At 45.3% G+C, this 26926-nt stretch carries 21 protein-coding genes and 1 riboswitch; of the genes, 20 read left to right on the top strand and 1 reads right to left on the bottom strand.

The features are described from left to right. The first annotated feature begins 113 nt into the window (after nt 1-113). The 7 genes from BLV33_RS08175 to BLV33_RS08145 all read left to right on the top strand — a co-directional run bounded on the left by BLV33_RS08175 (nt 114) and on the right by BLV33_RS08145 (nt 7247). Complete coding sequence (locus BLV33_RS08175; RefSeq protein ID WP_216234721.1) at nt 114-1448, top strand: MFS transporter; 1335 nt, start codon at nt 114-116, stop codon at nt 1446-1448. Nucleotides 1449-1456: 8 nt separating this feature from the next. Continuing rightward, nucleotides 1457-2242 carry a molybdate ABC transporter substrate-binding protein gene (locus BLV33_RS08170; protein WP_090789971.1) on the top strand — a complete coding sequence of 262 codons (786 nt, stop codon included), beginning with the start codon at nt 1457-1459 and terminating at the stop codon, nt 2240-2242. A gap of 1020 nt (nt 2243-3262) precedes the next feature. After that, complete coding sequence (ltrA, locus tag BLV33_RS08165; RefSeq protein ID WP_090789969.1) at nt 3263-4429, top strand: group II intron reverse transcriptase/maturase; 1167 nt, start codon at nt 3263-3265, stop codon at nt 4427-4429. A 286-nt stretch (nt 4430-4715) separates the two neighbouring features. Then, the gene (locus tag BLV33_RS08160) at nt 4716-5465 is read left to right on the top strand and encodes an IclR family transcriptional regulator (RefSeq protein WP_090789967.1); all 750 of its coding nucleotides are present in this window, start codon (nt 4716-4718) and stop codon (nt 5463-5465) included. 107 nt (nt 5466-5572) lie between these two features. Next, complete coding sequence (locus BLV33_RS08155; RefSeq protein ID WP_090789965.1) at nt 5573-6196, top strand: SGNH/GDSL hydrolase family protein; 624 nt, start codon at nt 5573-5575, stop codon at nt 6194-6196. 176 nt (nt 6197-6372) lie between these two features. Then, nucleotides 6373-6678 (top strand): MFS transporter, encoded by a 306-nt coding sequence (locus BLV33_RS08150; RefSeq protein WP_090789963.1) that lies wholly within the window; start codon nt 6373-6375, stop codon nt 6676-6678. A gap of 11 nt (nt 6679-6689) precedes the next feature. After that, nucleotides 6690-7247 (top strand): non-oxidative hydroxyarylic acid decarboxylases subunit B, encoded by a 558-nt coding sequence (locus tag BLV33_RS08145; protein ID WP_090789961.1) that lies wholly within the window; start codon nt 6690-6692, stop codon nt 7245-7247. Nucleotides 7248-7280: 33 nt separating this feature from the next. Here BLV33_RS08145 and BLV33_RS08140 read toward each other — a convergent pair whose 3' ends face one another. Further along, nucleotides 7281-8375, bottom strand: coding sequence for a threonine aldolase family protein (locus BLV33_RS08140; protein ID WP_090789959.1), 1095 nt, complete (start codon nt 8373-8375; stop codon nt 7281-7283). 175 nt (nt 8376-8550) lie between these two features. On the opposite strand from BLV33_RS08140, the gene BLV33_RS08135 reads away from it, so the two are divergent. From BLV33_RS08135 to BLV33_RS08075, 13 genes are all read left to right on the top strand, one after another. Further along, a complete protein-coding gene (locus BLV33_RS08135; RefSeq protein ID WP_090789957.1) occupies nt 8551-9900 on the top strand; it encodes an extracellular solute-binding protein in 1350 nt (449 codons plus the stop codon). Nucleotides 9901-10006: 106 nt separating this feature from the next. Then, nucleotides 10007-10897, top strand: a complete 891-nt coding sequence (locus BLV33_RS08130; protein WP_090789955.1) for a carbohydrate ABC transporter permease — start codon at nt 10007-10009, stop codon at nt 10895-10897. A 20-nt stretch (nt 10898-10917) separates the two neighbouring features. Further along, complete coding sequence (locus tag BLV33_RS08125; protein WP_090789953.1) at nt 10918-11799, top strand: carbohydrate ABC transporter permease; 882 nt, start codon at nt 10918-10920, stop codon at nt 11797-11799. Nucleotides 11800-11872: 73 nt separating this feature from the next. Beyond that, on the top strand, nt 11873-13666 hold the full coding sequence (locus BLV33_RS08120; protein WP_253187000.1) for a sensor histidine kinase: 1794 nt from the start codon (nt 11873-11875) through the stop codon (nt 13664-13666). A gap of 3 nt (nt 13667-13669) precedes the next feature. After that, the gene (locus BLV33_RS08115; RefSeq protein ID WP_090789951.1) at nt 13670-14848 is read left to right on the top strand and encodes a response regulator; all 1179 of its coding nucleotides are present in this window, start codon (nt 13670-13672) and stop codon (nt 14846-14848) included. Nucleotides 14849-14869: 21 nt separating this feature from the next. Continuing rightward, nucleotides 14870-16642 carry a sensor histidine kinase gene (locus tag BLV33_RS08110; RefSeq protein WP_139305705.1) on the top strand — a complete coding sequence of 591 codons (1773 nt, stop codon included), beginning with the start codon at nt 14870-14872 and terminating at the stop codon, nt 16640-16642. A gap of 23 nt (nt 16643-16665) precedes the next feature. Then, nucleotides 16666-17946, top strand: coding sequence for a response regulator (locus BLV33_RS08105; protein ID WP_090789947.1), 1281 nt, complete (start codon nt 16666-16668; stop codon nt 17944-17946). A gap of 109 nt (nt 17947-18055) precedes the next feature. After that, nucleotides 18056-19498 (top strand): ABC transporter substrate-binding protein, encoded by a 1443-nt coding sequence (locus BLV33_RS08100; RefSeq protein ID WP_090789944.1) that lies wholly within the window; start codon nt 18056-18058, stop codon nt 19496-19498. 82 nt (nt 19499-19580) lie between these two features. Beyond that, nucleotides 19581-20486 (top strand): carbohydrate ABC transporter permease, encoded by a 906-nt coding sequence (locus BLV33_RS08095; RefSeq protein WP_090789942.1) that lies wholly within the window; start codon nt 19581-19583, stop codon nt 20484-20486. Further along, nucleotides 20483-21358, top strand: coding sequence for a carbohydrate ABC transporter permease (locus BLV33_RS08090; protein ID WP_090789939.1), 876 nt, complete (start codon nt 20483-20485; stop codon nt 21356-21358). Before BLV33_RS08095 ends, BLV33_RS08090 begins: the two co-directional genes overlap by 4 nt. Nucleotides 21359-21651: 293 nt before the next feature. Then, complete coding sequence (locus BLV33_RS08085; RefSeq protein WP_253186999.1) at nt 21652-23094, top strand: phosphodiester glycosidase family protein; 1443 nt, start codon at nt 21652-21654, stop codon at nt 23092-23094. Between the two features lie 56 nt (nt 23095-23150). Beyond that, a complete protein-coding gene (locus BLV33_RS08080; RefSeq protein WP_090789937.1) occupies nt 23151-24299 on the top strand; it encodes a glycerate kinase family protein in 1149 nt (382 codons plus the stop codon). A gap of 20 nt (nt 24300-24319) precedes the next feature. After that, a riboswitch (cobalamin riboswitch) is annotated at nt 24320-24518 on the top strand. Between the two features lie 179 nt (nt 24519-24697). Next, complete coding sequence (locus tag BLV33_RS08075; RefSeq protein ID WP_090789935.1) at nt 24698-26923, top strand: ribonucleoside-diphosphate reductase subunit alpha; 2226 nt, start codon at nt 24698-24700, stop codon at nt 26921-26923. Nucleotides 26924-26926 lie beyond the last annotated feature (3 nt).

The following is a 26926-nucleotide window of genomic DNA, read 5'->3' as shown; positions in this document are numbered from 1 at the left end:
AGCGCTATCGTAATTTACTTAAGATAGATCTATTCACTATGGAGGTGATGGAAAACTGTTTTGAAGCCTAGTTAGAAGTCTGGCCAAACATTAAATTGCTGGAGGTTGTATCTTTGAACAAATTATTGAATCAAAAGAGGAGCAATATGCGCTGGTTGGTTCTATTAATTATTTGTCTAATGTATCTCATCACCTATATGGACCGGACCAACATATCTGTAGTAGCGCCGGCTATCCGAAAGGAATTTGGTTTTGATAAAATCACGATGGGCTTAATCTTCAGCTCGTTTACTTGGGCCTATGCGATAGGTCAGGTTCCAGGAGGTTGGCTAGGCGACCGATTTGGTCCTCGAGGCGTTCTTACAACGATCGTGACGTATTGGTCTTTCATGACTATGGTTACCGCCCAGTCTGTAGGCTTTATCTCATTTTGGGTGATCCGTTTCTTATTTGGACTTGGCGAAGCCGGAGCATTTCCAACAGCAACGAGAGCCATGCAGTTATGGTTTACGAAAGCGGAGCGAGGTTTCGTTCAGGGCATCACGCATAGCTTCAGCCGTTTCGGAGCGGCAATCGTGCCGCCGATCGCGGTGGCCATTATGGTGGCCTGGGGCTGGAAAGCGGTTTTTTACACTTTCGGTCTCGTAGGTATAGTATGGGCACTTCTGTTCTTTCTGATTTACCGCAACTTGCCGGAGGAGCACAAAGGGGTGAACGAAGCGGAATTAACTTATCTTCGAGGGCTGGATGAAAGCGGTAACATAAATTTGCCGATCGATATTAAGAAAAAACCGAAGGTTCCCTGGAAGTTTTTATTGTCGTCTAGCAACATGTGGTATATCATGGCCGCGTATTTCTGCTACAACTATTGCCTTTATTTCTTCTTGACCTGGCTGCCGTCTTACCTGGTAGACCATCAGGGCTTTTCCATTGTGAAAATGGGATTGTTTGCCTCCTTGCCCTTGTTTGCCGGTGTAATTGGGGATACGGTAGGGGGAATCGTAACAGATAAGATTCTGCATAAAACCAAAAATATGAAGTTCGCGCGAAAGGTAGTCGCTATACCGTCCATGCTTTGTGCCGCTATTTTTCTCATTCCAGCCGCTCAAACTTCCGATCCTTATCTGGCTGTATACTGTCTGACGGCATCCATGTTTTTCCTTGAATGCGTCATAGGTCCCGCTTGGGCCGTTCCGATGGATGTCGGTGGAGAATATTCGGGAACTGTATCCGGCATGATGAATATGGCAGGGAATATGGGCGGCGCCTTATCTCCTATCGTTTTTGGCGCCCTTGTGCAGGCAGGCATGTGGAGTGCGCCATTCTATGTCGAAGTCGGACTTCTGACCATCGGAGCGATCGTTTGGCTGTTTTGGTTGAACCCCGAAAAATCCGTTGTCGATAAGCAAATGCTAGCTAAAATGAATCCGCCTACAATATCGGGCTGAGTCTGATCATGATGAAAACAGAAATTGAAGTTTTCCATGCGGATTCCTTAACCGGTCCGATGAACCTGCTGAAACAAGAGTTCGAAGCTCTGCATGACGACATCGAAATTCGTTTAACGCCAGGACGTTCGCGTGAGCTGGCGAGTGAGATAGGCAATGGTGCGAGCTGTGACATTGCGGCCTTTTCAGACGAGAAAGTCATGATGGAAGAAATGATGGGAAAGTACATCCGGGGCACGGATTTGAAGGCCGCGTCCTGGTATATCGTCTTTTCCGCCAACCAGATGGTCTTGATGGTACCCAAAGGCAATCCTCTCGCGATTCATGGAGCTCAGGATCTCCTTCGCCCGGGAATTCAATTGATCCGGGTTGCCGGCGAAAAGGATCTCGCGACATACCGAACGATTGAGTTCATTCGGAAGGCTGCAAACCAAGAGGGAATGCCCGAGATTGCGGAGCGGATGATCGAAACAGCGGTCAAGGCGCATACCATTCCGGAGGCGATTCAAGCCTTGAGAGAGAATAAGGGGGACTCTGCAATCGTATATCTATCGACGGCGATTGCAGAACGGCAGCATTTTGATTACATTCCGTTTCCCGATTCCATCAACTTGAGCGATCAAATACGAAATGTCCTCAGCATCCCGTCAACATCACGAAATCGGGAGGCCGCCATGGACTATTTACGTTTCGTTCTTTCTCCGGCCGGCCGGGATATTTTGAAGCAGGCGGGTCAGCCACCACTTTTTCCGTTCGTCAAAGAAGGGTCGATTCCATCAGAACTGGACATATAAATTATTGTGCGGGTGAATGTCAGAAGATTATGAAATCGAATCTGGAGTTAGGTGGAATGAGCATTATCTCAAGCGAATTTCAATAAAATGGAGTTTTTGGCGCAGAGTCCTATACGAGTATTATTGTTTGCTAAGGATCCGTGCGGGATCCTTTTTCATGTGCGCCTCACAGTCGCACAATCTAAGTGGTTCAAATCCACTCGGTAACTTTACCCTTTAAAGTGCCGTAGCCGAAGATAAGGTCCTAATCCAATAGGAGAAGGATTGGCAGGGTGTCTCTCGTGAGGGGGAATCCGAAGGGCCTGCAGGCAAAGTCCAGCCCGGAATGCGGTGAACCAGAGGTGGCGGCGATGTAGGGTGACCCGCCATGAAAACGGGGAAACCTATGCGATTAAGCATATCTTGCAGGAAAACAATCAAAGGGACATGACCTGCAAGGCTCATCGACGTGATTAGGGTCAGGATGGATGGAATAGAATGTGCAGATAACTGAGGGAAGTCTCGTAGTCTCCTTGACGTAAACGCGGACAAGGTAGGGGAGGTATAACCTTAAAGGGAAAGCCGAATCGATGGGCTGCGAGATGGCGGATCGTCCCGTAGTAGCGAGTAAGTCCGAGCCGATGAAAGCTGTAACAGTCTGGAGGGTAAAACTTGGATGAGTATGCGCACGAGAGGAAAAAAAAAAAAAAAACTCAGTCGCATAACCTGCTTCCACTCCAAAAGAGGGAAGACAGAGGCAAAGGGGACGTGCTTCGTCAAAGTCTGTGAGTTTGCGTGAGTGGGGGATCGTAAACGCCTTAAACCAATGAGGGTAGCTCCAAGTGGGTACGTCCCGCCAATGGCGAAAGAACGCCAACGGATCGAGGGCTACTGGCGACCTGAGTACACGGCGAGCAAACAGGAGCGATTGGCAATGAGTCTAAGACGCATTTGTCGTGCCGTGGAACAAGCAAGGAATCGATCATCGGTAGCGGAAACAAGATCAGCTTGGTGAGTAGGGGTAAAGGTGGTGAAACACCAATGAAACCGAAACGACGATACTACTCCCTGATCGATAAAGTGTACCAAATGGATAATCTGTACGAAGCATGGCTATCTGTAAAGAAGAATCAGGGAAGCGGCGGCATCGATGGCGTAAGTATCGCCATGTTTGAGAAAAACGTGTGCATGAACCTAAGGGAACTCCAAAGGTTACTGCAACAAGGGCGGTATAAACCCGACCCTGTGAAACGACATTTCATCGAGAAGGAAAATGGGAAGTTAAGACCGTTAGGGATACCCACAATCCGAGATCGCATATGTCAGCAAGCGGTACGCCAAATCATTGAACCGATCTTCGAACAGGACTTTTACTACTATAGCTTTGGCTTTCGTGCAGGATACTCGGCGCACCAAGCAGTGAATACGATTCGACGCGCGAAACGTGGCGGATACGAATATGCGGTTGACCTGGACATCATGTCTTTCTTCGATGAAATTCCACACGAATCACTGATGGAGAAAGTGCATGAGAGAATCACTGACGGAAAAGTGCTGACGCTCATTCGCGGATGGCTATCGGCGGGATTCATGGAAGGTGGCCAGTTCCATGAAACGGAAATCGGGTCTCCGCAGGGCGGGAATTTGTCGCCATTGCTTGCGAATTTGTACTTGAACCATTTCGACTGGGGGATGAAGAAGAAAGGTTTTGCTGTGGTAAGGTATGCAGACGATGCCGTTATTCTTTGCAAAACAAAGGAGCAAGCAGAAGAAGCGTATCTAGCGGCAAAGACCATTCTGGAAAAGGAATTACAGCTTCGAATGCACCCTGAGAAAACAAAAGTGGTGCATTTCGATGAAGGCTTTCGTTTCCTAGGATTCGACTTCTGGAAAGATTATCTGATGGTACCCGACACGAAAGTGAAGAAGTACAAGGATAAAATCCGGGAAGTCACCCGCAGACAACAAGCGAATAACTTTGGCGAAATGCTCAAGAAACTAAATGAAATTGCACGGGGTTTTGGTAACTATTTCGGCATAGGGAATGTAAAGAAGAAGTTTCAACGATTGGATGAATGGACGCGTATGAGGGTTCGAGCCTTCATGCGTCAAAAGAAATCTACGGTTTCTAATTCGCTGATACCTAACAAAGTACTGGAATCGGCAGGAATGGTATTTCTAACAAGCTTACTCATCACACGTTCCTAATTCAGGAGTGAAATTTGCAATCCGGTGACGGATGAAGAGAACTCATTCCTGAAGATGGGGAACTGACGAAGGAAAGCCGTGTGCGGGAAATCCGCATGCACGGTTTGACGGGGAGTCCGAGGGAGTAATCCCTCGTCTTACCCTACTTGGACACGACCAGCGGATTCGGAGACCTGGATCACTCCATATTAATCTCGTATTTAGCCGAGTGAACGCGGTTATGGTATTGACAATATTTGAGAACCGGGTAGTATAATGAAATAATATAAATGTGAATGGAGTTTCTATGGACAGAAAATATTGGGTGCCTGCATTGGAAAAAGCCAATGACATTATCCGTATGATCGCAGATGAGCCGGCCAAGCTGAAAATGGCCGATCTGTGCAAACGGCTTAACATAAGCAAAAGTTCCATGTTTTCCTTGCTGCAGACGATGGAAGCTCTTGAATGGATTACCCAGAATCCGAATAACACGTATTCAATGGGAGTTCATTATGGCATAATGGGCAATTCATATTTTCAACAATATGATCTGATAGAGGCTTTTCAACGGTTGGCCCCGACAACGATGGAACGTCTTATGGAATCGATTCAGCTGGCTCAATTGAACGGCCCCGATGTGTTGTATTTGGCCAAAGAAACAGCGCCTTCCCCAATACAGATGGTTCCGGTACCCGGCGTCCGGTTTCCAGCCCATGCCACAGGACTTGGAAAAGTATTGTTATCCTACCTGAAAGAAGAAGACCTGCATAGATTGTATCCGGAAGAAAATCTGCCTGCGCTGACGCCGTTCACGCTCCATACCAAACGGGAATTGATGGCACAGATTGCCGAGATCCGCAAGAACGGTTATGCGATTGACCTTCAGGAAGGCGTCATGGGGTTTAATTGCATTGCAGCTCCCGTATTTCCTTCAAAAAATGAAATGACGTCGGCAGTCAGCGTATCGATGCCGGTTCACAATTGGGAGGAGAAAAAAGAGTCTGCGCTCCGCGAAATTCAAGATTTGGCTCACATGTTGTCTTTCAACCGCTAATGGAATAAGGTAAACCGCTGTCGATCTTAAGTGTCGGCGGTTTTTTTTATAATATGGTTCAAAGTTTTGGAGAGATTAAGCTTATAACCGAGAGGAGCAAATATCAAATGACCAGAATCGAAGATCAAGCGGTAGTTCTTTTTCAGGGAGACAGCATTACAGATTGCGGAAGAAATCGGGAAACGGATGATCTGGGGAAGGGCTACGCTCTGATGGCATCGGCTTTATTTTCCAGCAAGTATCCGGAGAAGCAAGTGAAGTTTATTAATAAGGGGATCAGCGGACACCGGGTCAAGGATTTGCAGCAGCGCTGGCAGGAGGATTGCCTCGATATTAACCCCACTTGGGTTTCGATTTATATTGGGATCAATGATACTTGGAGACGTTATGATAGTAATGATCCAACCTCAGCGGAGGACTATGCGCAAGGGTATCGGGATCTGATCGTGCAAACCAAAGAGAAGCTGGACGCCAAGCTGATTTTGATCGAGCCGTTTGTGCTCCCATTCCCTGAGGATCGCAAGAAATGGAGAGAGGACCTGGATCTTAAAATCACCGCTGTCAGAGAGCTCGCCAGGGAGTTCAATACGTTATACGTGCCGCTCGACGGTCTTTTTGCGCAAGCAAGTACTGAGGCTCCTCCAGCATTTTGGGCACCTGATGGAGTTCATCCTTCTCCTGCCGGTCATGCTTTAATAGCCAAGGCTTGGCTCGATGCTGTAAAGGCTTGAGCATTTATTCAATACATTGATCAAATATTGGAATAAACAAGGTCAGTCGATAAACAATTCGATTGACCTTTATTATTCTGGCGAGATAATTACAACTATGCTGATGTGATTCAGAAAGAAACAGTATATAATATGCTTACAAATCACTAGTTATGGAATGCTAGGAGGAAGGCAATTTGGATACGATAACCATTCTTTCTGAATATAAGGTGGATAAAGAACAAAGAGAAACGTATCTAAACCTGATTCATGAGTTGAAAGATCAACTTCATCATTTTGGAGCTGAACACATCACCATTTATGAAGGAACGGACCAACCCGACTTGTTCGTTGAAGAATTTGTAGTGGCCAATATGGATGTTTATACGGAAATCAAGGACATAAGAAAAAATGAACAGTCCGTTTTTTGGCAAAAGTTCAATGGGTGTATTTCAGGCGGAAAAGATAAGGTACATATGTGGGCTTTTAAAAAATTGAAGTAGGTGCCAAAGTTATGCGGAAAATAATTATAGCCATATCCGGAGCAACGGGAGCCGTTTATGGGATTAGAACTTTACAAGCTTTGAAGGAACACGACGTTGAGACCCACTTAATCCTGAGTAAATGGGCTGAAGCGACGATAAAGATTGAAACCAGCTATTCGGTAGACGAAGTCAAATCAATGGCCAGTCACGTTCACTCTTCCAATGACTTGGGCGCTTCCATCTCAAGCGGCTCCTTTCAGGTAAATGGTATGATTATTGCTCCTTGCAGTATGAAGACATTAGCGAGTATCGCTTGCGGCATCACTGACAACTTAGTGGCGAGAGCTGCGGATGTTATATTGAAAGAGCGACGGAAGTTAGTGATTGTACCAAGAGAGACGCCGCTAAACGATATCCATCTCGAAAACATGCTGAAGCTGTCAAGGATGGGAGCAGTCATGCTCCCCCCTATGCCTGCTTTTTACAATCATCCCCAAACGATTGATGATATTATCAATCATACGGTAGCGAGAATTTTAGACCAGTTTGAGATCGAAAATGACTTAACGAAACGCTGGAAAAGTTGAAAAAGTTTGCGTAACCCTGTAGTGGAAAGTAAACTAAATCTCCGCTCCGGTTCTCTCATCAAGCAATTGAAATACTTTCCTGATCTCGTCTTTCGGTATGTTCGAGTAACGATCACCGATACTAACTTCATAATAACAGGTTGTCGCGCTGGTTTCTTTGACATAGGTGGTTAAGCCTATACCCGTTTCTTTATAAATGGCTATTAAAATAGATTCAAGCTTTTCTTTCGGAATATCAACATGTACATGAAACATGTTGGAAACAGGCACCAAAGGTTTTGTTGCAACGGCATGGCACTGATTATAAAAACCCGCAAGCTCCTTTGCTTCTTCATAATACTGCTCCATTTTGTGCAACCTTTGTTTGAAATAATAATCCGCGCTGAGAATATACGGATAAAGGCTAATTAAATTTCCGCCATGGCGCGTTTTCCATACCTTGGATTCGTTCGAAAAAGCTTCATCGCCTGCAAGAATAGCGCCTGCAATCCCGCCAATTCCTTTGTATAATGAAACATAAACACTATCAAAAAGCTTGCAAATCTCAGCAGCCGACTTTTGATAGTAGGGCAGCGTTTCATAAAGTCTAGCCCCATCCATATGAAGCTTGATCCCTTTTTCGCGGCAGTATACGGAGATAGCTTCTAGATCCTGGTAATCAGGCAGCGTTCCACCGATCTCGCGCTGTGGCAATTCAAGCAAAATACAAGCGACATCCTCCTTCATGTTCAGAACATCCTCAAGCTGAATGGTCCTGCTATGATCCGCTAACAAGATAGATTCGATATGATGCAGTTCTTTTAACCCGTCTTGTTCTTTAATCTCTAAATGACATAAAGGGTGATAGGCTACTTTTTTTAGTCCCTTTTTATCACACCATATTCTTAGGGCAATTTGCTGTGCCATGGTTCCACTTGGAAAAAAAACGGCCTTTTCTTTTCCTAAATACGCCGCCATTTGATCTTGAAAGTCTTCAATGACCTTGCCTGCACCATAATTATCACTGTCCACATTCTCATCGATATGCTGGAATGCCTCTTTCAGCACTTTCGTATTTCTTTTACCATGGCCACCTAATTGATAGGTAGTTTGATTAAATGCTTCTAACAATGGATTATTTCCGTTCATAATGGATGATACTCCTTTCAGTTGATAACCTAATTTTTATATAAAAGAAGTATAACAGGTAAAGTTCAAGAAAAGAACCTATAAAAACCAAACTACAAACCTATAATTTCCCGCATTGTAAGCGATGCCTATAATGGATGATAATAAACACATCAAAGATCAAGGGGGATTCAAAATGGCAACAAAGTCAAACGCATTAAAGCTTGTTATGGCAGGTACGCTGGCACTTAGCTTGACTGCATGTGGTTCAGCTACTAAGAGCAATGGTGGTAGCACGGCAACGGCAACTACAAGTGCAGGTACTACAGCGCCTGAGAAAAAGGTAGACAACATTACGATTACATTCCAAAATATTTATCCTGATCCAACAGATCCAAAGAATGGCATGCTGAAGAAAATCGTGAATGACTATCAAACAAAAAATCCGGGTATCAAAATCGAGCTCGACTCCCTGAACACGGATCAACAAAAACTGAAGCTGAAAACGCAAGCGGCCTCCAAAGAGGTTCCGGATATCACGATTGTTAATCCAGCTGCGCAAATGAAGCCTTTCGTGGATGCAGGCCTTTTTGCACCTTTGAATGACATGGTGGCTCAGAACGGTTTGAAAGATACCTTCCAGAGCGGAATTCTTGACTGGTATACGTTCAACAATAATCTGTATGCACTGCCTGACGGCAATAACATCGCTGTCGTTTATTACAATAAAGATTTGTTCCAGCAAGCTGGCGTACAAGTTCCAAAAACCTTCGAAGAAATGGTCGCTGCTGTAAAAACACTTAAAGCCAAAGGGATTCAACCTATGGCCATCGGTGAAAAGGATTCATGGACCGGTTCCTTCTTGTTCATGAACGTGCTGCTTCGTACAAACGGCGGACCTGGCTTCCTGAAAGATGTAGTTGACGGCAAAAAGACGTTCAATGACCCTGCCTTTACAGATGCTGTTTCCAGCTTCCAGGATTTGATTCAAGCAGGAGCGTTCCAGGAAGGAGCAACCTCTTTTGATTATAATGCTGGCGAGAACTTGTTCAAAACCGGCAAAGCTGCCATGTACTTCATGGGCTCCTGGGCAACAGGCGGTATTGAAACATCCTCGGTGAATGGCAAGGTTGGCGTATTCAAATTCCCGACGGTCAAAGGCAAAGGTAACCCTGACGAGTTCATGCTGGCACCGGGAAGCGCATTTGCAATTTCTGCAAACAGCAAGCATTTGAAAGAAACTAAAGATTTCCTGAACTACTTTATGCTGAATTATCCGAAAGAAGCTTTTGCCGTAAAAGGAGCGGTAGGTGTGGCTCAGAAGGTGGATGGAGACTTTAAAGCTGCAGGTTATTCCGATATGGCGATGGAAGTACTCGGCTTGTTCAAGCAAGTAAAAGGCGGAGACTTGGCGTTCGACAACACGATGAACCCGGGAACAGCACAAGGCCATCTGACCAGCATCCAAAACCTGTTCGTACAGAAGAAGGATCCTGCAGAGATCGCCAAAGAGCATCAAACCGCATACGATACAAACAAAAAATAAGATGAAATAAGATGAAGTAACAGCCGATTCGGAATTTATCTTTGACGCCATCCAGGTGTAAAAGGTAAGTTCCGATTGGCATATTCCAATAAGGGAGGCGAGTAAAGTGAATGTGTTAAGAGTCTCAAAATGGACGATAGCAATGTTTGTACTTCCGTGCCTGGTGCTCTATGCGGGACTCGTGTTTGTCCCGATTCTCGTTTCGCTTTATAGCGGGCTCCTGGATTGGAACGGGATTGGCACGTCCAAATTCGTTGGCTTGCAAAATTTTTATACACTCCTGTTCGCAGACCCCGTATTCTGGCCTTCTGTTCGCAGAACGTTAATGTTTGCAGTGTTCTCCATGGCGGAGATTCCAATTGCTTTATTCGTAGCGATTCTGCTTAACAGGTTTATCAAGAAGCCGAACTTTCTCGTTTCGAGTTATTTTCTGCCTGTTATTTTATCCGTCGTCATTATCGGCCAATTATGGAAAACGATTTATAATCCCGCCGCGATGGGGGGCATGCTGAATCAAGTTCTTGACCTCTTGAACTTGCATAGCTGGACGAGGTCGTGGTTGACTGAACCGAAAATTGCGATGTACTCGCTTTACTTTGTAGCGCTGTGGCAGTACCTGGGTTATCATACGCTGATCCAGTTTACCGGCATCAGGAACATTCCTTCTGATATTTATGAAGCTGCCCGGATTGACGGAGCTGAAGGAATCAAAGCTGACTGGCATATTACCTTCCCTATGAATATTCCGATTTTCAAAATATCGATAGTCCTGGCTTTTATCGGCTCGCTTCAAGCGTTTGACATGGTCATGGTGATGACAGCCGGTGGACCTGCGCATGCGACAGATGTGATCTCGACGCACATGTACAACTCCTCCTTCCTTTCCCTGAAATATGGATACGGAAGCGCAATCGGGGCGTTTTTAGTGGGCTTGTGCCTAATCGTAACTGTCATTATCAATAAGTTGTTTAATCTATTAGAGAGAAAATATTCCTAAAAGAGGGGAGTTCCATCAACATGAATTCAACGCTGAGTGCAGCTCCTGCAATGCCTGCAGCAATAGTCAGAAGGAAACGCCCCTCCGCGGTCAAGGTGATCGTGGTCATCTTTCTTTCTATTCTGGTCGTAACTCAAGTTTATCCGCTCCTCTGGCTGTTCATTTATTCCTTCAAAACCAATGAAGAAATATTATCAGGCAGATTTTTCGCGCTGCCGGCCGTGCTTCAATGGAAAAATTTCAGCGACGCGATAAAAGCTGGCCATTATTTTCAATATTTGAAAAACAGCTTGTTTGTCACCTCAGTGTCCATGGCTTCCGTGCTGCTGTTAAGCTCGATGGCCTCATTCGCCATCAGCCGCTTCCGATGGAAATACGGCCAGATTGTGATGGTTCTCTTTCTGATCGGAATGATGATCCCGCTGCAGGCAACCTTATTGCCGCTCATGATCATTTTCAAAAACATGCACATCCTCAATACGCATCTCTCGCTGATCCTGCCGTATGTGGCGTTTCAGACACCGATTGCCGTATTCATTCTCAGCGGATTTATGAAGTCCATTCCAAGCGAAATTGAAGAATCCGCCGTGATGGATGGAGCGAGTGTGCAGCGTATTTTCCGAAGCATCATCCTGCCGATTTCAATTCCTCCGATGATGACCGTATCGATTCTAACCTTCATTAGTATATGGAATGAGTACATTTTGGCAGCCACATTCATCTCGTCTGAACGGTTAAAGACGCTTCCCTTTGGCGTGAACAGCTTTGTCAGTCAATATTCGGTCAATTATGGAGCCATTGGGGCATTCCTCGTACTCGGAGCACTGCCGGTTATTCTCATATACTTCTTGTTAGCGGACAAAATTACGAAGGGCATGGTCGCGGGAGCGGTGAAGGGATAATTCACCACTCCCCTTTTTTTTGTTCTCTGTGTTAAAATGGGAAGCAGGGCATAAAGAAAGGGGATCGACTGGATTGACACGCGGCCTGCATTCCATACGCAATCGGCTGTTTCTGCTATTTATCTCCTGCATGTTGGTTCTCCTGCTCATTGTCAGTGTGCTCTATTATCAGAAGACAACCGAAATCATTCACAGTAAAATTAGTGTTCTGGCGGAGAAAAATATTTCGCAAACGGTTGGTTTGTTCGATTTGTTGCTCCAGGGATATGACAGCGTTACCAAGTCACTCAATAGCAACTATGAGATGCTGCGCCTCATTGAAGATCGCGAGGCCAACAAGGACCCGGCTGTCAGTGTGATTAACGAGCGCACAATTACGAACATTATGGGCGCAATTTATTATTCGCGCGATGATATTGTCGGCATTCATGTCATCACGAATACTGGAAAGAATTATAACTACGAGCGCAGATTCGCCGGTGTCATCGATGCGAATTTTACGTCATCAGACTGGTATCAGAAGCTCCTCAATTCTTCCGGAGAGATGGTGTGGCTGGGGTTATTCCATGGTTCTGTAATCAATCGATTCCAGGATGAGCAGCTCTTTGTTTTTGGGCGCAAATTGTATGATTTGACCGACCACCGAATGATCGGTGTGATGCTCATTGAAACGAACCCAGCGCCCATACTTGCCGCGCTGTCCAATGTGACCATAAGCCCTAACAGTCGTGTCTACATCGTGGATCGGGAGGATCGACTGATTGTTTCTTCGGCATCGGAGCAGGTGAAACCGCCGGCTTTAAACGGGCTTCCGCGTCCGCAGACCGCCCAGATTATCGTAGACAATCAAGCCAATCAACTCGTTGTTGCCGCCAAGGCCAAGATGTCCGACTGGACGATTATCGGACTGACGCCAAAAGAGGATATCAACGCTGAAGTGGTAAAGTCCAGAGAGTATTTGTATGTCGTCATCGTGGTGCTTGTCATCTTGTCGACTGCTCTCGCGGTACTGATTTCCCGCAATATTTCCTCGCCGCTAAAGCTGCTGATCCGCGAGATGAAGCAGGTGGAGATGGGGAATTTCAAAGGATCGGTAACCGTCAATTCATTTGAAGAAATTAACTCGTTGGTGTCATCGTTCAATCGCATGGTCAAACGGATGGATGAGCTGATTGAGCGGATCACACTTGCCTCCATCAGTGAGAAGAATGCCGAACTGCAGGCGCTTCAGTCGCAGGTTAATCCTCATTTTCTATATAACACGCTCGATATGATTTATTGGATGCTGGATGAGAGAGAGAATGACAGGCTGGGTCGGGTCATTCTGGCCTTATCGCATATGTTTCGCTACAGCAGCGACTGGGAGGAAGCTTCCAAGACCACCCTGCGGCAGGAACTGGATCAAATGAGCCATTATATGACGATTATTGAGAATCGCTTACAAGGCCGGGTCAGCGCCGAGGTGAGCGTCTATCCTGAGTGGCTGGATGTGCCGCTGCCGAAGATGACGATTCAACCGATCATCGAGAATGCGGTAAAATATGGATTGGAGCCGCTCAGTCATAAAGGTACCCTCCGAGTGTCAACCAAGGTCAATGAGCAGGAGCTGTGGATTGTTATCGAAGATAACGGAATCGGCATGGAAGAGAGTGTTCTGAACCGGCTCAGAGAGATGCTTCGGGAAGACACCGCTTCCATTCATAGTCCTGCGAGTTATAGAAAACTCTCGCGAGGTATTGGACTGACCAATGTTCACCGTCGAATTGCCTTAATGTTTGGCGATTCCTACGGACTCAGCATTCATAGTACACAGGGGGAAGGAACCAAGGTCGTTATCGCCATTCCGCTTCCTCGGAAAGGTAGTTAGTTTATGCACATTCTTATCGTTGATGATGAAAGCGCTATTCGAAAGGGGATTGAGCGCACGCTGCTGAGCAGCTTTCCGCAATACCGTATTCACTTGGCGGCGAATGCCGAGCAAGCGATGGCGCTGCTGCGCACCCAACCCATGAACATTGTGTTTACAGATATCTTGATGCCGGGCATGACCGGCCTCCAGCTTATGGACATCTCTCGCCACCGTCACCCGTTAGTGAAATGGGTAGTGATCTCAGCCTATTCCGAGTTTGCATATGCACAAGAGGCCATTCGATTAGGGGCAAAGGATTATTTGCTCAAGCCTTTTGGCAAGGATGCATTGAACGAAATGGTGGAGAAGCTTGGCGAGGAGGTCGTTCGGGAAACCGAGCATACGGAGGAAATGCTGCAGCTGAAGAGCAATCGCAAATATTTGCAGGAAGCCGTTTTCCAGCGCTGGGCGATGGGGCTTGACACAGGGCGGATCGATATGAAGCCCTTCATGGATAAACATCCCCATTTCTTCCTCATCATGGTCAAAATGGAGAGCGACAAAGTCGTGCAGCTCGACAATTTCATCATTGAGAACGTACTCCTCGAGCTGATCGAGAAACATGGCAAGGGCTTCGTAACCTTATACGACAGCAAAAGTCTGCTGGGCCTGGTTACACTGCCTGATGGCACCCGATTGCAGTCGCTCATTGAAGAATTGCGAGGGCATCTGATCAAATATTTACGAGTGCCGTTCCAGATTATGAGCACCGAGCGGATTGAGCAGTTCCAGGCTGTGCCTGCTGAGGTTCAGCGCATGCGTCAAGCGTCTGCCACGCAAATATACGAGTATTACGCTAACGGCAGCGATCGTTCCATTGAAGTAGCGCTGCAATATATACGTACGCACTATCATGCGGATTTATCCTTAGAGAAGGTAGCCTCCATTGTTTATTTGAACCCGGCCTACTTCAGTCAATTATTTAAGCAGAAGACAGGCCAAGGCTTCAAGGAGTACGTCATCCATCTGCGGCTGGAGCAGGCCAAGCAGCTGCTGCTCAATCCAAAGTTGAAGCTCATCGACATCACCGAGAGGATCGGCTACCATGATTTGCGTCATTTCTCGCAAGTCTTTCGCAAGAAGTATGGCACTACACCATCTGAATATCGCCAGGAGCAAAGCGTGAACTCATCTTTTTAATTGGTGGAGGCGAATGATCGATTGAATTTGATATTGCCCTCAAAAATGAATTTGATTCAAAAATTAATCGTTTTTTTTGTATTTCTGGTTGTTATCCCCATATTGCTTGTATATTGGATTGTTTCGGTCAAGGTTGCTTCGATCACTGAAGATCAAATGGGGAATACGTTGTTTCAATTGGTCAAAACAAGTCATTTAACGTTGGATCGGGATATCACCTCTATCGACGGGATTACAGAGAAATTAATGATTACCCCGGAAACTCAAAGAATGTTTGATGTGTCTTCTTTATCCGAATACGAGAGATTGCAAAAATATTTGGTCTTGGATTCGCTGCTCTCGAACTACTCCAAAAATCCTATTAACTTCTCGATCTTTATCCCTGAGCTTACCGATTCCTATCCATTCGCACCCCCTCCGGAAATCCTGCAAAAAGGGGTTTTTTACTCTGCCCAAATCGCATCGCAGAGTTGGTTTCAAGATGCGGTAAGCGCAAGAGGCAGCGGTATCATCAAGATTATCGACCAATGGGGAAATAATCCGGAACATCTGAAAACAACTGCTTACATAAGACGAATGAATAACACGATAGGCGATAATATGCCCGTTGGAGTTGCCGTGATGACCGGGTTGGATTATTTGCTGCAAAAAGATCTGGAGCCTCTCAAAATTCCAAAAGACGGAAGGATTCTCCTTTTAAATAACGAAAATGTCATAATGGCGAATACGGCAGGCTTCGAAATTGGGTCCTCTTTTAAGCTTCCAGCAGCTATTTCAAATTCTTTATCGGGCGTCTATACGGCGCAAGAAGAGGGACATTCCTGGTTATACGTCTTTCATTCGAGTTCAGACAGCGATACCAAATTGCTTTTCCAAATTCCTGTTAATTCGATTATCGGCGAGCATGTGGCCATGCGGCAATTGGTTAACTATTTGATGATGGCTTACTTTTTTGTTTTAATCATTACGAGCATTTACTTTTTCAGATATATTCTAAATCCTTTGTCCCGACTAGCCCGATTAACTCGATCTTTTGAACCCGGAAAACCCTTAATGAGCGACTATCAGATCAATCGAAAGGATGAAATCGGATTATTAAACAATTCATTTATTGATATGACCAAACGGTTAAATCAATCCATTCATGATAAATATGATCTGGAATTAAAACATAAGGAAGCCGAATTAACCATCCTCCATTCACAAATCAACCCTCATCTACTTTATAACACCCTTGAATCGATTTATTGGCGGACTACCAAGGAAGGAGATTCGGAATCAGCCGAAATGATCCATGATCTTTCAATGTTGATGCGAATCGGCCTAAGCCGCGGTAAAACATTGATCCAAATTTCTGAAGAGCTTAACCATGTAGAAGCCTACTTAAGGCTGCAGTTAAAAAGATACCGTTACTCTTTCCAGATTAATTGGGATGTAGAAGAGGAGGTTAAGCCCTTTTTGATCCCCAAAGTGGTTCTGCAGCCTCTGGTGGAAAACGCGATTATCCATGGGATTCGGAATATGGAACAAGATGGACAATTATGGATATCCCTTAAAACCTATGAGGGTATGCTTAGGATCATGATTGAAGATAATGGCTATAAATTAACGGATTTAAGCAGGTTAAACGATATTTTGGATGGAGTTATTCCTAATACAGGCTTTGGCATCATGAATGTTAATAAAAGAATCAAGCTACATTTTGGCGATACCTTCGGCTTACATTATGAGATCAGACCGGAGGGTGGAACCAGGGCTATTATCCTGATACCTGCCATAACAGGAGAAAGTTAAATTTTTAGAAGGGAGGCTGCAGAGTGTATAACATTTTAGTCGTGGATGACGAACCTATGATTTGTGACGGCGTGGCTACCGTCCTAACCAACTCCCATCTGGCTGTCTCAGAAATATTCATAGCGCATAACGGATTTGAAGCACTTGATTATATTCGCTTGGAAAGAATCGATTTTGTGATAACCGATATTCAAATGGACCTGATGAATGGTATTGAACTCATTGAAACTATTTTTGTGGAGAAGCCTACGATTCCTATAGTTGTTTTGTCAGCCCATGGTGAATTTGAATATGCTCAGAAAGCGTTGAGGTTTGGGGTCAAGGAATACATCGTGAAACCGATTAGTCCCGCAGAGTTAATTCGAGTGTCACATGCTCTGTTGATGGAAAGAGAAGTGCAATTACGTTCCATTACGGACACTATGTTTAATCATAAATTCTCTTTTGAAGATATGGCTTCCAGTCGAAACTATATCTTGAACGAATTGGTTTCGGAAGGGATTAGTGAATCTGAAATTGAGGAAGTATTCAGCTATTTGGGCTATCGGTTAGACGGACCCTACTATTGTATGTTAGTAATTAAGCTCGATTTAACAAAAGCCGGTTTATTGGAGCTTGAAATCAGTTCTTTTCGTGATCGGAATTTATTGAAATATGCGTCATTAAATGTCATTGAGGAAACGTTAAACAAATGGGAAAGTATTGCTTTCTACAGCGGGAGTCATACCATTTCAGTCGTGCTCCAATTTTCACAAGAGGAGATGGATATGACAACTCGGCTCAATCAGCAAACGATGATCGCCCAATTGCTGCACAATAATCTGCTTACCTATATCAATATGAAAAGTGTGATCGGGATCAGCCGAATTAAAGAAGGCATTCGGAACTGGGTGGAAATAAATAAAGAAGCGAATGAAGCGATTCATTGGAGTGAAATACATAAGGATCATCATGTGTTCTACATTGAGGATTTTGGCAAACCGGAGGAGAATAACAGCTTTATTCAAAGCACTATTCAGTACATAGAGAAAAACTTTCGTCAAAAAGGCTTGAAACTGCAAGATATCGCTGAATCTGTATTTTTGAGCCCTAATTATTTGAGCTATTTATTTAAAAAGATCGTGGGCATTAATCTTTGGGATTATGTGACCAAGCTAAGAATGGAAGAAGCAAAGCGGCTGCTTTTAACCACTGAAAAACGCAGATATGAGATTTCAGATGAGATTGGGTATGAATCACCGGAGCATTTCAGCAAAATTTTTAAAAAGTATTTTGGCGTCAACCCCTCCGAGTTCAAACATTAACAGGTACCATAATTAAACACTGCTTTATCATAATATCGCACATCGTCATGGAACTTAAGGGGGTTTTATAATATAAGTGCATGTAAACGTTATCGAGAGGGGAAATAAAATGAGAATGAATAAGAGTTTGGTTCTTAGTTTTCTTGCACTGATCCTTGTGCTGTCAGCCTGTGGAGGAACTCCAAGTAAGACGGCAACCACAGCTACGGATACACCTAAGCCGGCAAGTAATGCTGCAAGTGCAACACCTGCACCAGCAACACCAGTACCGGCAGCACCGGTGAGTATCACTGCTTACGCATATCCGGCTGATAAAACAGAAGAAAATGCAACCCTAGATGCGAAAATCAAAAGATTTACAGCCAAGAATCCCAATGTGACGATCACTCCAAAATATTGGAAGTACGAAAATACGGAGGTTGCCATCAAGATGGCTTCCAATAGTGCGCAAACCGAATTTACCACTTGGGCAACGGAAGGTAAGCTGTTGTCAGGAAAGAAATGGATCTTGGATCTAACCGATAATTTGTCCAAATGGAAATATACCAAAGATCTGAATGAGTTTGCGCTAAAACCATTTATTATAGAAGGAAAAACATACGGAATTCCTATTGATGCTTATGGAATGACGATCACCATTAACAAAAAACTGTTTGCAGATAAAGGGGTCGCATTGCCGCCGCTTGATTGGACTTGGGATGATCTGATAAAGGCTGCGAAGGCAGTCAACGATCCAGGCAAAGGAATAGCCGGATTTATCCCGATGGGTAAAGGAACCGAGGCAGGTTGGAACTGGACGAACTTCTTATATTCGGCGGGCGGAGAAATTGAAACCGTAGCAGGCGGAAAAGTAACAGCAGCCTTTAATTCGGATGCCGGACTTAAGGCGCTGCAATTTTATAAGGATTTGAAGGACGCAAATGTGATTCCACAAAACTGGGCGCTTGGTTACGGCGATGCACTGACGCTATTCAACCAAGGCCGCGGCGCAATGGTTATGTGCGGAAGCGGTAATGCTCTTGATGGAGCCATCAACCAAGGCGGACTTAGTAAAGATGATGTACTCTTATATCCAATTCCATCGATGACTAAAGGCGGCAAACATATCGGTGTGGCTGGCGGAAATTACAAGGTTATCAATGGATTGGCAACCAAAGAGCAGCAGCAAGCGGCATTCAATTTTGTAGTGGATGAATATTTTACGGATGCCTATCTGGATTCGATTGACACCCAAATTAAAGCTCAAAAAGCCAAAAATCAAGTCTATGTTCCCCAACTGATCAACTATTGGAATGACAACTCGGATTATGGAAAAAAATATAATGCCTTGTTGGAAAAGCATGATAATGTGTATAAGTATTCTCCTGAATTAAACAAGTTGCTTGAATCCAAACCGGAAGCAACTTATGAGACTCAAGCCTATTATCTGGAAATGTCAAACGCGATTCAAAAGGTATTTACGAGCAAAGGTGCGCTGGATTTGAAGCAAATACTGGATGATTCAGCGGCTAAAGTCCAAAAGGGTTCTTTCGACAAAGTTAAAGTTGAATAAAGCTTGAAGGAAGGGAAATGGGGTCTATGCTGGCAACAGTATTAGGCCCTTTTTTAAAGATAATACGGGGAGTGTAAAATTTATGGATTTGCAGCTGACAACTCCAATCACGAAATCGGCATCTCGCAGAAAAATACGGTGGTATTTTTGGGGTTTGCTATTTTTGATTCCTGAAATAGTCATCTTTTTAATATTTTTATGGATACCCATATATAAAGGTATTGCCTATAGTTTTTATTCGGTAGATTTTGTCAGCGGTAATACATTTGTCGGTTTACAAAACTATATCGAAGTGTTAAGTAACCCTGACTTTTATACAGCCATAAAAAATACACTGTTATTTATGGGATTAGCGCTATTGCTTGGGTTTTGGGTTCCTATTGCAATGGCCATTGCCGTTTCCGAATTGAAATGGTTTAAAGGACCGGCACGGATTGTAGGTTACCTGCCAAGCATAATTCCGGCGATTGTACTTTATGGAATGTGGCAATGGTTTTATGATGCTGTGGGTCCGATTAATTCTTTTTTAAATACTTTGGGAATAGCGGGCATTGACTTTTATAGCAAGGCTAATGCGATGTTTTCCCTTATTATTTTGGAGACCTGGCAAAATTTTGGGAGCACAACCTTAATTTATATCGCCGGTCTTTCCACGATTCCCAAGGATTTGTATGAAGCTGCTGAAATAGATGGGGCCAGTGTTTGGAATCGTATTCGCTATGTTACGCTGCCCGGCATAAAAAATTTAATATTATTGCTGCTTGTGCTGCAATTAATCGCCACTTCCCAAAGCTTTCAGTCCCAATTGCTGATGTTTGGCGGGGGACCGGATAATGCGACATTGACTTATTTGCTTTTAACCACCAGAGAAGCATTTGTATTCTTTAACTTCGGTAAAGCCAGTGCTATGGGCACTATCATGTTTGTCGTATTGGTGATCTTCTCCATTCTCACCATTAGAATCAGACGCGGAGGTGAAGAAGCATGAAGTCAACTGAAGACCGCGCCATCATGTCTCGTTATGATTTCAGAAAATTCGGGGTCAAGGTCATTTATACCCTAATGGTACTGTGCATTATACTCATTTCAATTTCCATGCTGTATCCGTTTGTGAACACCTTCCTGAATTCATTAAAATCGACGAAAGAATTTTTTGCTTTCCCGGCGCCGTTCTTTCCAAAGGTGTGGTTATGGAAAAATTACCATGAATCCTTTACTTATCTGAATATATTCTTATATTTCAAAAATACCGTATTCATTTATCTGGGAAACACCATCATTTCTTTAACCTTCCTTGGAATGGCCGCATTCAGCTTGGCCCACCTGCAAGTACCAATGAAAAAATGGATAACCCTTTACTTTCTTTCTACCCTGTTAATTCCTGCTAACACGTATCTGATACCCAATTTTTTAAACCTCAAAAGCTTGGGACTCCTGAATAGCTATTGGGCTTTTTGGCTGCCTGCCGGAGCAAATGCATTCTTTTTGTTATTGTTAAAAAACTTTTTCGACAGTATTCATAAGGAGCTGCTTGAGGCGGCAAAAATGGATGGCGCATCAGATCTGAAAAGTTTTTGGTCAATCGCTGTACCTTTATCAACCCCTATATTGATCACTCTTGCTTTGCTTGGATTTTCTACAACATGGAATGACTTTTACTGGTCCAGTTTAGTGATGCAGGAAGACATGCTGCCTCTGGCCGCCGCGATCTATTCGAAAATTATTTATGCAGGCTCAACGATTAATTGGAATATTCGTTTTGCTATTCTTACCATGACACTGATTCCGCCGCTTCTTGTCTTTTTATTCTTTCAAAAATACATTATCGGTGGACTAAGCGTTGGGGCTGTAAAGGGATAAGATGAAAATTGTAAACGGGAACGGGAGCCTCCTTTGGGAGGCTCCCGTTTTGTTAACTCTACCATATAAAGGTTCATAAACTCTCTTCCGGTACGCTTGTAAACTCTTCATTTTGTCCGTAGAATAGGTAGTGACTTTAAAAGCGCAGTGATAGCATGTATGTGGAAAAGTTAAAACTGTTGCTTTTTGCCGTGTGTGGGGATCTTCAGAGCCGCACGACATGCCTAAATTAAACTTAATGAATGTTAGCTGCGTCAAATCCTGTAAGGGGAAAAGATGAGAAGGAGTTAATTATGAATACGCAACCAGATATACTACGCAAAAGCGGAATAAAAGCAGGCTGGGGTCCGTTGAAAAAGACGCTGATGACTCTAGCTGCACTTTGTTTTATAGGCTCTAATATTTTATTTTTAACACCTTGGGGCAGTAATTTTCGGACAAGCCTCGCAGAGACAGTCATTAATACGCAGCACCGCGATTGGGCTTGGCTCTTGGTAGGTGCAGCGAAGCGCGATGAGATGGTGAACCAAATGCAGGCGCAAATCGATGCATGGGGGCTAAAAAAGCAAACTGACGGCTTAATCAAGCCGGATACCCGTAAACGTACGGCTAGTGAATTAGTCAAAGTGGTAGACATTCAGGATGAAGCTCACAGTACACCGACCTGGCGAGGGAAAAAAATGTACGTCTATGATCCAAGGACGATACGCCTCGTGACGACCAGCCATAAGCAAGAGGGCGAGAAGATCACCGACATGGTCAATAGGACGGGAGCGATCGCAGGTGTGAACGGCGGCGCGTTTGATGATCCGCAAGGCTTGGGCAATGGATTTGCTCCCATCGGCTTTCTTATGTCAGGCGGCAAGGTCATCATTACTGAATATGACGGCAGTGTCAAACAGCACGTTGTGGGATTTACCAAGGATGGCATTCTCAAGCTTGGTCTATATTCCATAAATGAACTTATACAAGATGGTGTAACCGATGCTGCCTACTGGAAACCACGAATTATTGAAGACGGCAAGGGGCTTATCACCAGCGGTGACGGCGGGGCGGGACGCGACCCAAGGACAGCTCTATGCCAGACGAAGAATGGAACAGTCATCTTTCTCGTCATTGATGGACGCCAGCCAGGTTACAGTATGGGAGCCACTTTGAAGGAAGTCCAGGATATCTTCCTGGCAGAGGGCTGCATGAATGCAGGCTTTCTGGATGGAGGAGCATCTTCGGAGTTAGTCTCAGACGGCAAGCTGCAGACCAAACCTGCCAGCCGTTACGGTGAACGTCGATTGCCCGACGGATTCCTGGTTTTCGCTGATCCTGGCAGCTATAAACCGGATAATATGTGGGCAGGTTTAACGAAGATTGACGCAGGCGGCGCCTATGACAATCCTGGCTTTCAAAAGGAACAAGCTGATCTTCGTGCCAAAGGGCTGCTTAACTCCAGCACTCCATCACCGAAGCCGACTCCGAGCCATAGTCCGCAGGTGAGCAATGATCCAAGCAAGATTCCCGGAGCGACACCGAAGAGCTCGCCGACAACCAAACCGGATACATCGCCCGCCAAGTCGAGTTCCGATCCGAAGCCAACCGTTAGGCCGAGTTCTACACCGACAAGCGATGCTCCATCTGCTAAGCCAAGCCCAACTCCAAATCTAAGCCAAAGCTCAAGTGCAAGTCCTGCAAGCGGTGCGCTAACCGATGGGAAGACAAGCTCAGCGACTGCGAAGCCATAATGTGCGGTGGGCTCAGTTAATAACAGTTAATCACGTATTATGGAGGATGACAGCGTATGAAATTTGTATTGGCTCCGGATTCTTACAAGGGCAGCTTAACGGCCATTGAGGCTTGTGATGCAATGGAGGAAGGCATCAGGCGGGTGATACCGCATGCAGCCATTATTAAAGTGCCTATGGCCGATGGAGGAGAAGGAACGGTTCGAAGTCTGGTCGATGCGATGAACGGACACTTGGTTCAAGCAACAGTGAAAAATCCGTTAGGTGAGCCGGTACTTGCAAGATACGGCATTTTGCAAGATCAGGAGACGGCTGTCATTGAGATGGCGGAAGCATCCGGGTTATACTTGATCGATGCTAACCGTCGCAACCCCTTATTGACAACCACGTACGGAACGGGCGAATTGATTCTCGATGCGTTAAACCGCGGTTGCCGCAAGTTTATTTTGTGTATCGGCGGAAGCTCCACCAATGATGGCGGAGCTGGAATGGCTCAAGCGCTTGGTGCCAAATTGGTCGATGCTGCTGGAGAAGATCTGCCGTTTGGCGGAGGCAGCCTGAATCGTCTGCACCGCATTGACGTCACCGGTCTGGATCCGAGGATCAAGGAAAGCTCTTTTACAGTCGCTTGCGACGTGGATAATCCGCTGTGCGGAGTCAGAGGAGCAAGTAATGTATTCGGGCCTCAAAAGGGTGCAACTGCTGAAATGATTGCTATTTTAGATCAAAACCTTGAGCATTATGCGCACCTCATCGACGAACAGCTTGGCAAGTCGGTTCGGGATTTGCCGGGAGCCGGCGCTGCCGGAGGCTTGGGGGCTGGAATCACTGCCTTTCTTGAAGGTTCGTTAAAGAAAGGGATTGAGCTTGTTATTGAGGCGACGCGATTGGAAGAAAAGATAAGCGGCGCTGACTTGGTCCTTTCCGGAGAAGGGCAGAGTGATTTCCAGACGAAATTTGGAAAAACCCCTTTTGGAGTAGCCAAGGCTGCTTCGAAATCAGCGGTTCCTGTCGTATTGATCTCCGGCTCTATTGGAAAGGGAATTGAAGAGTTGTATGAGCATGGAGTGACTAGTGTTTTCTCCATGATCGACCGGCCCATGCCGCTTGAGGATGCAATGACTAATGCAAGGCAGCTGCTCACGAATATGACGGAGAGGGTCATTCGTTTGAAATTTTCCAGCTTGACACGCACAATATATTGATGTATTGTTGCTTAAGCACACTATATATTGTTGGAACAGGTGCCTTAAGTGAATGGCTTAAGGCTTAAAAGGGAAGTTATCGGTGAAAATCCGACGCGGTCCCGCCACTGTAACAGCTGAGCGGAAAGCTATTTTGCCACTGATCGATTCGGATTGGGAAGGCGGCTTTCAGGCGATGAAGCTGAAGCCAGGAAACCTGCCGGTTCTGAAAACACTGTTCGTACCTACGGGAGATAGGGAGGTGTTTCGACGAATGGTTAAGGTAAACCGAAGTATCTGCAGGTACGATGGTTTTAAAATTCGGAGAAGCATTTTTCCCTTGAAGGCGTGAGGGATGAGTGCTTCTCTTTTGTTTTGCTGACTTATCAGATCATCTCATTCAGAAAAGGAGTTTTCTCATGGATATTGTGAAACGTAACGGGCAAGTCGAAGAATTGATCTTCTCCAAGCTAAAGCGTGTGATTGATTTTGCCTGTGATGCTTATCCGGAATGTGCAGTGATTGAACTGGAAACGGCGCTGCTTCCCCATTTTCGCAATGGCATCACGACCAAAGAAATTCAACAAACTCTGATCCAGGTCGCCGTTGAGAAAACAAGCGTAGAGCAGCCCAATTGGCAATTTGTCGCGGCAAAGCTGCTCACTTACGATCTGTATAAAGAAGCAGCGCTTAATCGCAAGTATGGGTACTTTGGTTATGGCGACTTTTATTCAATGCTTACTTATTTGAGCGAAAAAGGCCTTTACGGCAAATATATACTAGAGCATTATTCGCGCAGCGAAATTAATGAATTAAGCAGTTACATTGTGCCTGAGCGAGATTTTCTGTTCAACTATATCGGTCTGAAAACTCTATCAGATCGTTATTTGATCAAAGGCTATGACGGCGCTGTGCTCGAGCTCCCACAAGAACTGTTTATGGGTGTGGCGATGCATCTTGCCATGAACGAAACGGACAAGCTGTTTTGGGCTAAACAGTTTTACGATGTGCTCAGCAAGCTGGAAATGACTGTGGCAACGCCTACCTTGTCCAATGCACGCAAGCCGTTCCATCAGCTTTCAAGCTGCTTTATAGATACCGTCCCGGATAATTTATGGGGCATTTACAATGTGGATCAGAGCTTTGCGCAAGTGTCCAAAAGCGGCGGCGGCATGGGGATTTACATCGGCAAAGTACGCAGTCGGGGCTCCGACATACGCGGCTTCAAGAATGTAGCCGGTGGCGTGATTCCGTGGATCAAAAACTACAACAATACAGCAATTGCCGTGGATCAGCTTGGTGTCAGATCGGGTGCGGTAGCGATTTACCTGGATGTGTGGCATAAAGATATTTTCGACTTTCTAAATATGAAGACGAACAATGGGGACGATCGGATGAAGGCCCACGATATTTTCCCGGGAGTATGCATTCCCGACCTGTTCATGCGAAAGGTAAACGAGCGGGGCACCTGGCATTTGTTCGATCCCCATGAAGTTCGCTTGCTCAAAGGCTACAGCATCGAGGACAGCTGGGGTGAAGAGTGGGAGCGCAAATACGAAGAATGTATATCGGACACCAGGTTATCCAGGACGGAAGTTCCCGCTGTCGACATTATGAAGAAGATTTTGACCAGCGCGTTTGAAACCGGCACACCCTTCGTCTTTTTCCGCGATACGGTGAATCGGGCGAATCCGAATAAGCACAAAGGCGTTATTTATTGCTCCAATTTATGCACGGAAATTTGCCAAAATATGAGCGCCTCCGAGTATATTTCGACCACACACGATGAGGGGATGATCTCCACCCAGATGAAAAGCGGGGATTTTGTCGTCTGCAACTTGTCCTCACTCAACCTCGGCCGAGTCACGGCTAAGGAGGATATTGAACGGGTCGTCACGATCCAAATGCGGATGATGGATAACGTCATCGACCTGAATCGCTACCCGATTCCTCAAGCTGAAATTACCAACCAAAAATACAGAGCGGTCGGTCTCGGTACAAGCGGCTACCACCAATGGTTGGCTCAAAAAGCGATAACTTGGGAGTCCGAAGAGCACGTTCAGCAAGCGGATGAACTGTATGAGTGGATTAACTACTGCGCGATTAAAGCATCCATGACTATCGCACGTGAGAAGGGGGCTTACTCCGTGTTTGAAGGAAGTGAGTGGCAAAATGGACAATATTTTGTGTCCAGAGGCTATGATAGCGAGCAGTGGAAGCAGCTTAGACAGGAAGTGGCTGAGAACGGCGTCCGCAATGCATGGATGTTTGCAATTGCCCCAACGGCTTCAACCTCGCTGATTGCTGGTTCAACGGCGGGTATTGATCCGATTTTCAACAAGTTTTGGGTGGAAGAGAAGAAGAAAGCCGTGATCCCGCAAACTGCGCCAAATCTAAGTCAAGAGACCTTCTGGTACTACAAGGAAGCCCATCTAATCGACCAACAATGGAGCATACTTGCTGCCGGCAAACGTCAGAGGCACATTGATCAAGCGCAGTCCTTTAACCTGTACATTACTCCCGAGTACTCGGCGAAGCAATTTATGGAGCTGTACAACAGCGCTTGGGAGAATGGTCTCAAAACCGTCTACTACTGCCGCAATAAAAGTCTGGAAGTTGAAGATTGCGTGAGCTGCTCAGCCTAAAAC

The organism is Paenibacillus sp. GP183, from assembly GCF_900104695.1.
Lineage (GTDB): Bacteria > Bacillota > Bacilli > Paenibacillales > NBRC-103111 > Paenibacillus_AI.
This window is presented reverse-complemented; position numbering and strand designations above follow the sequence as displayed.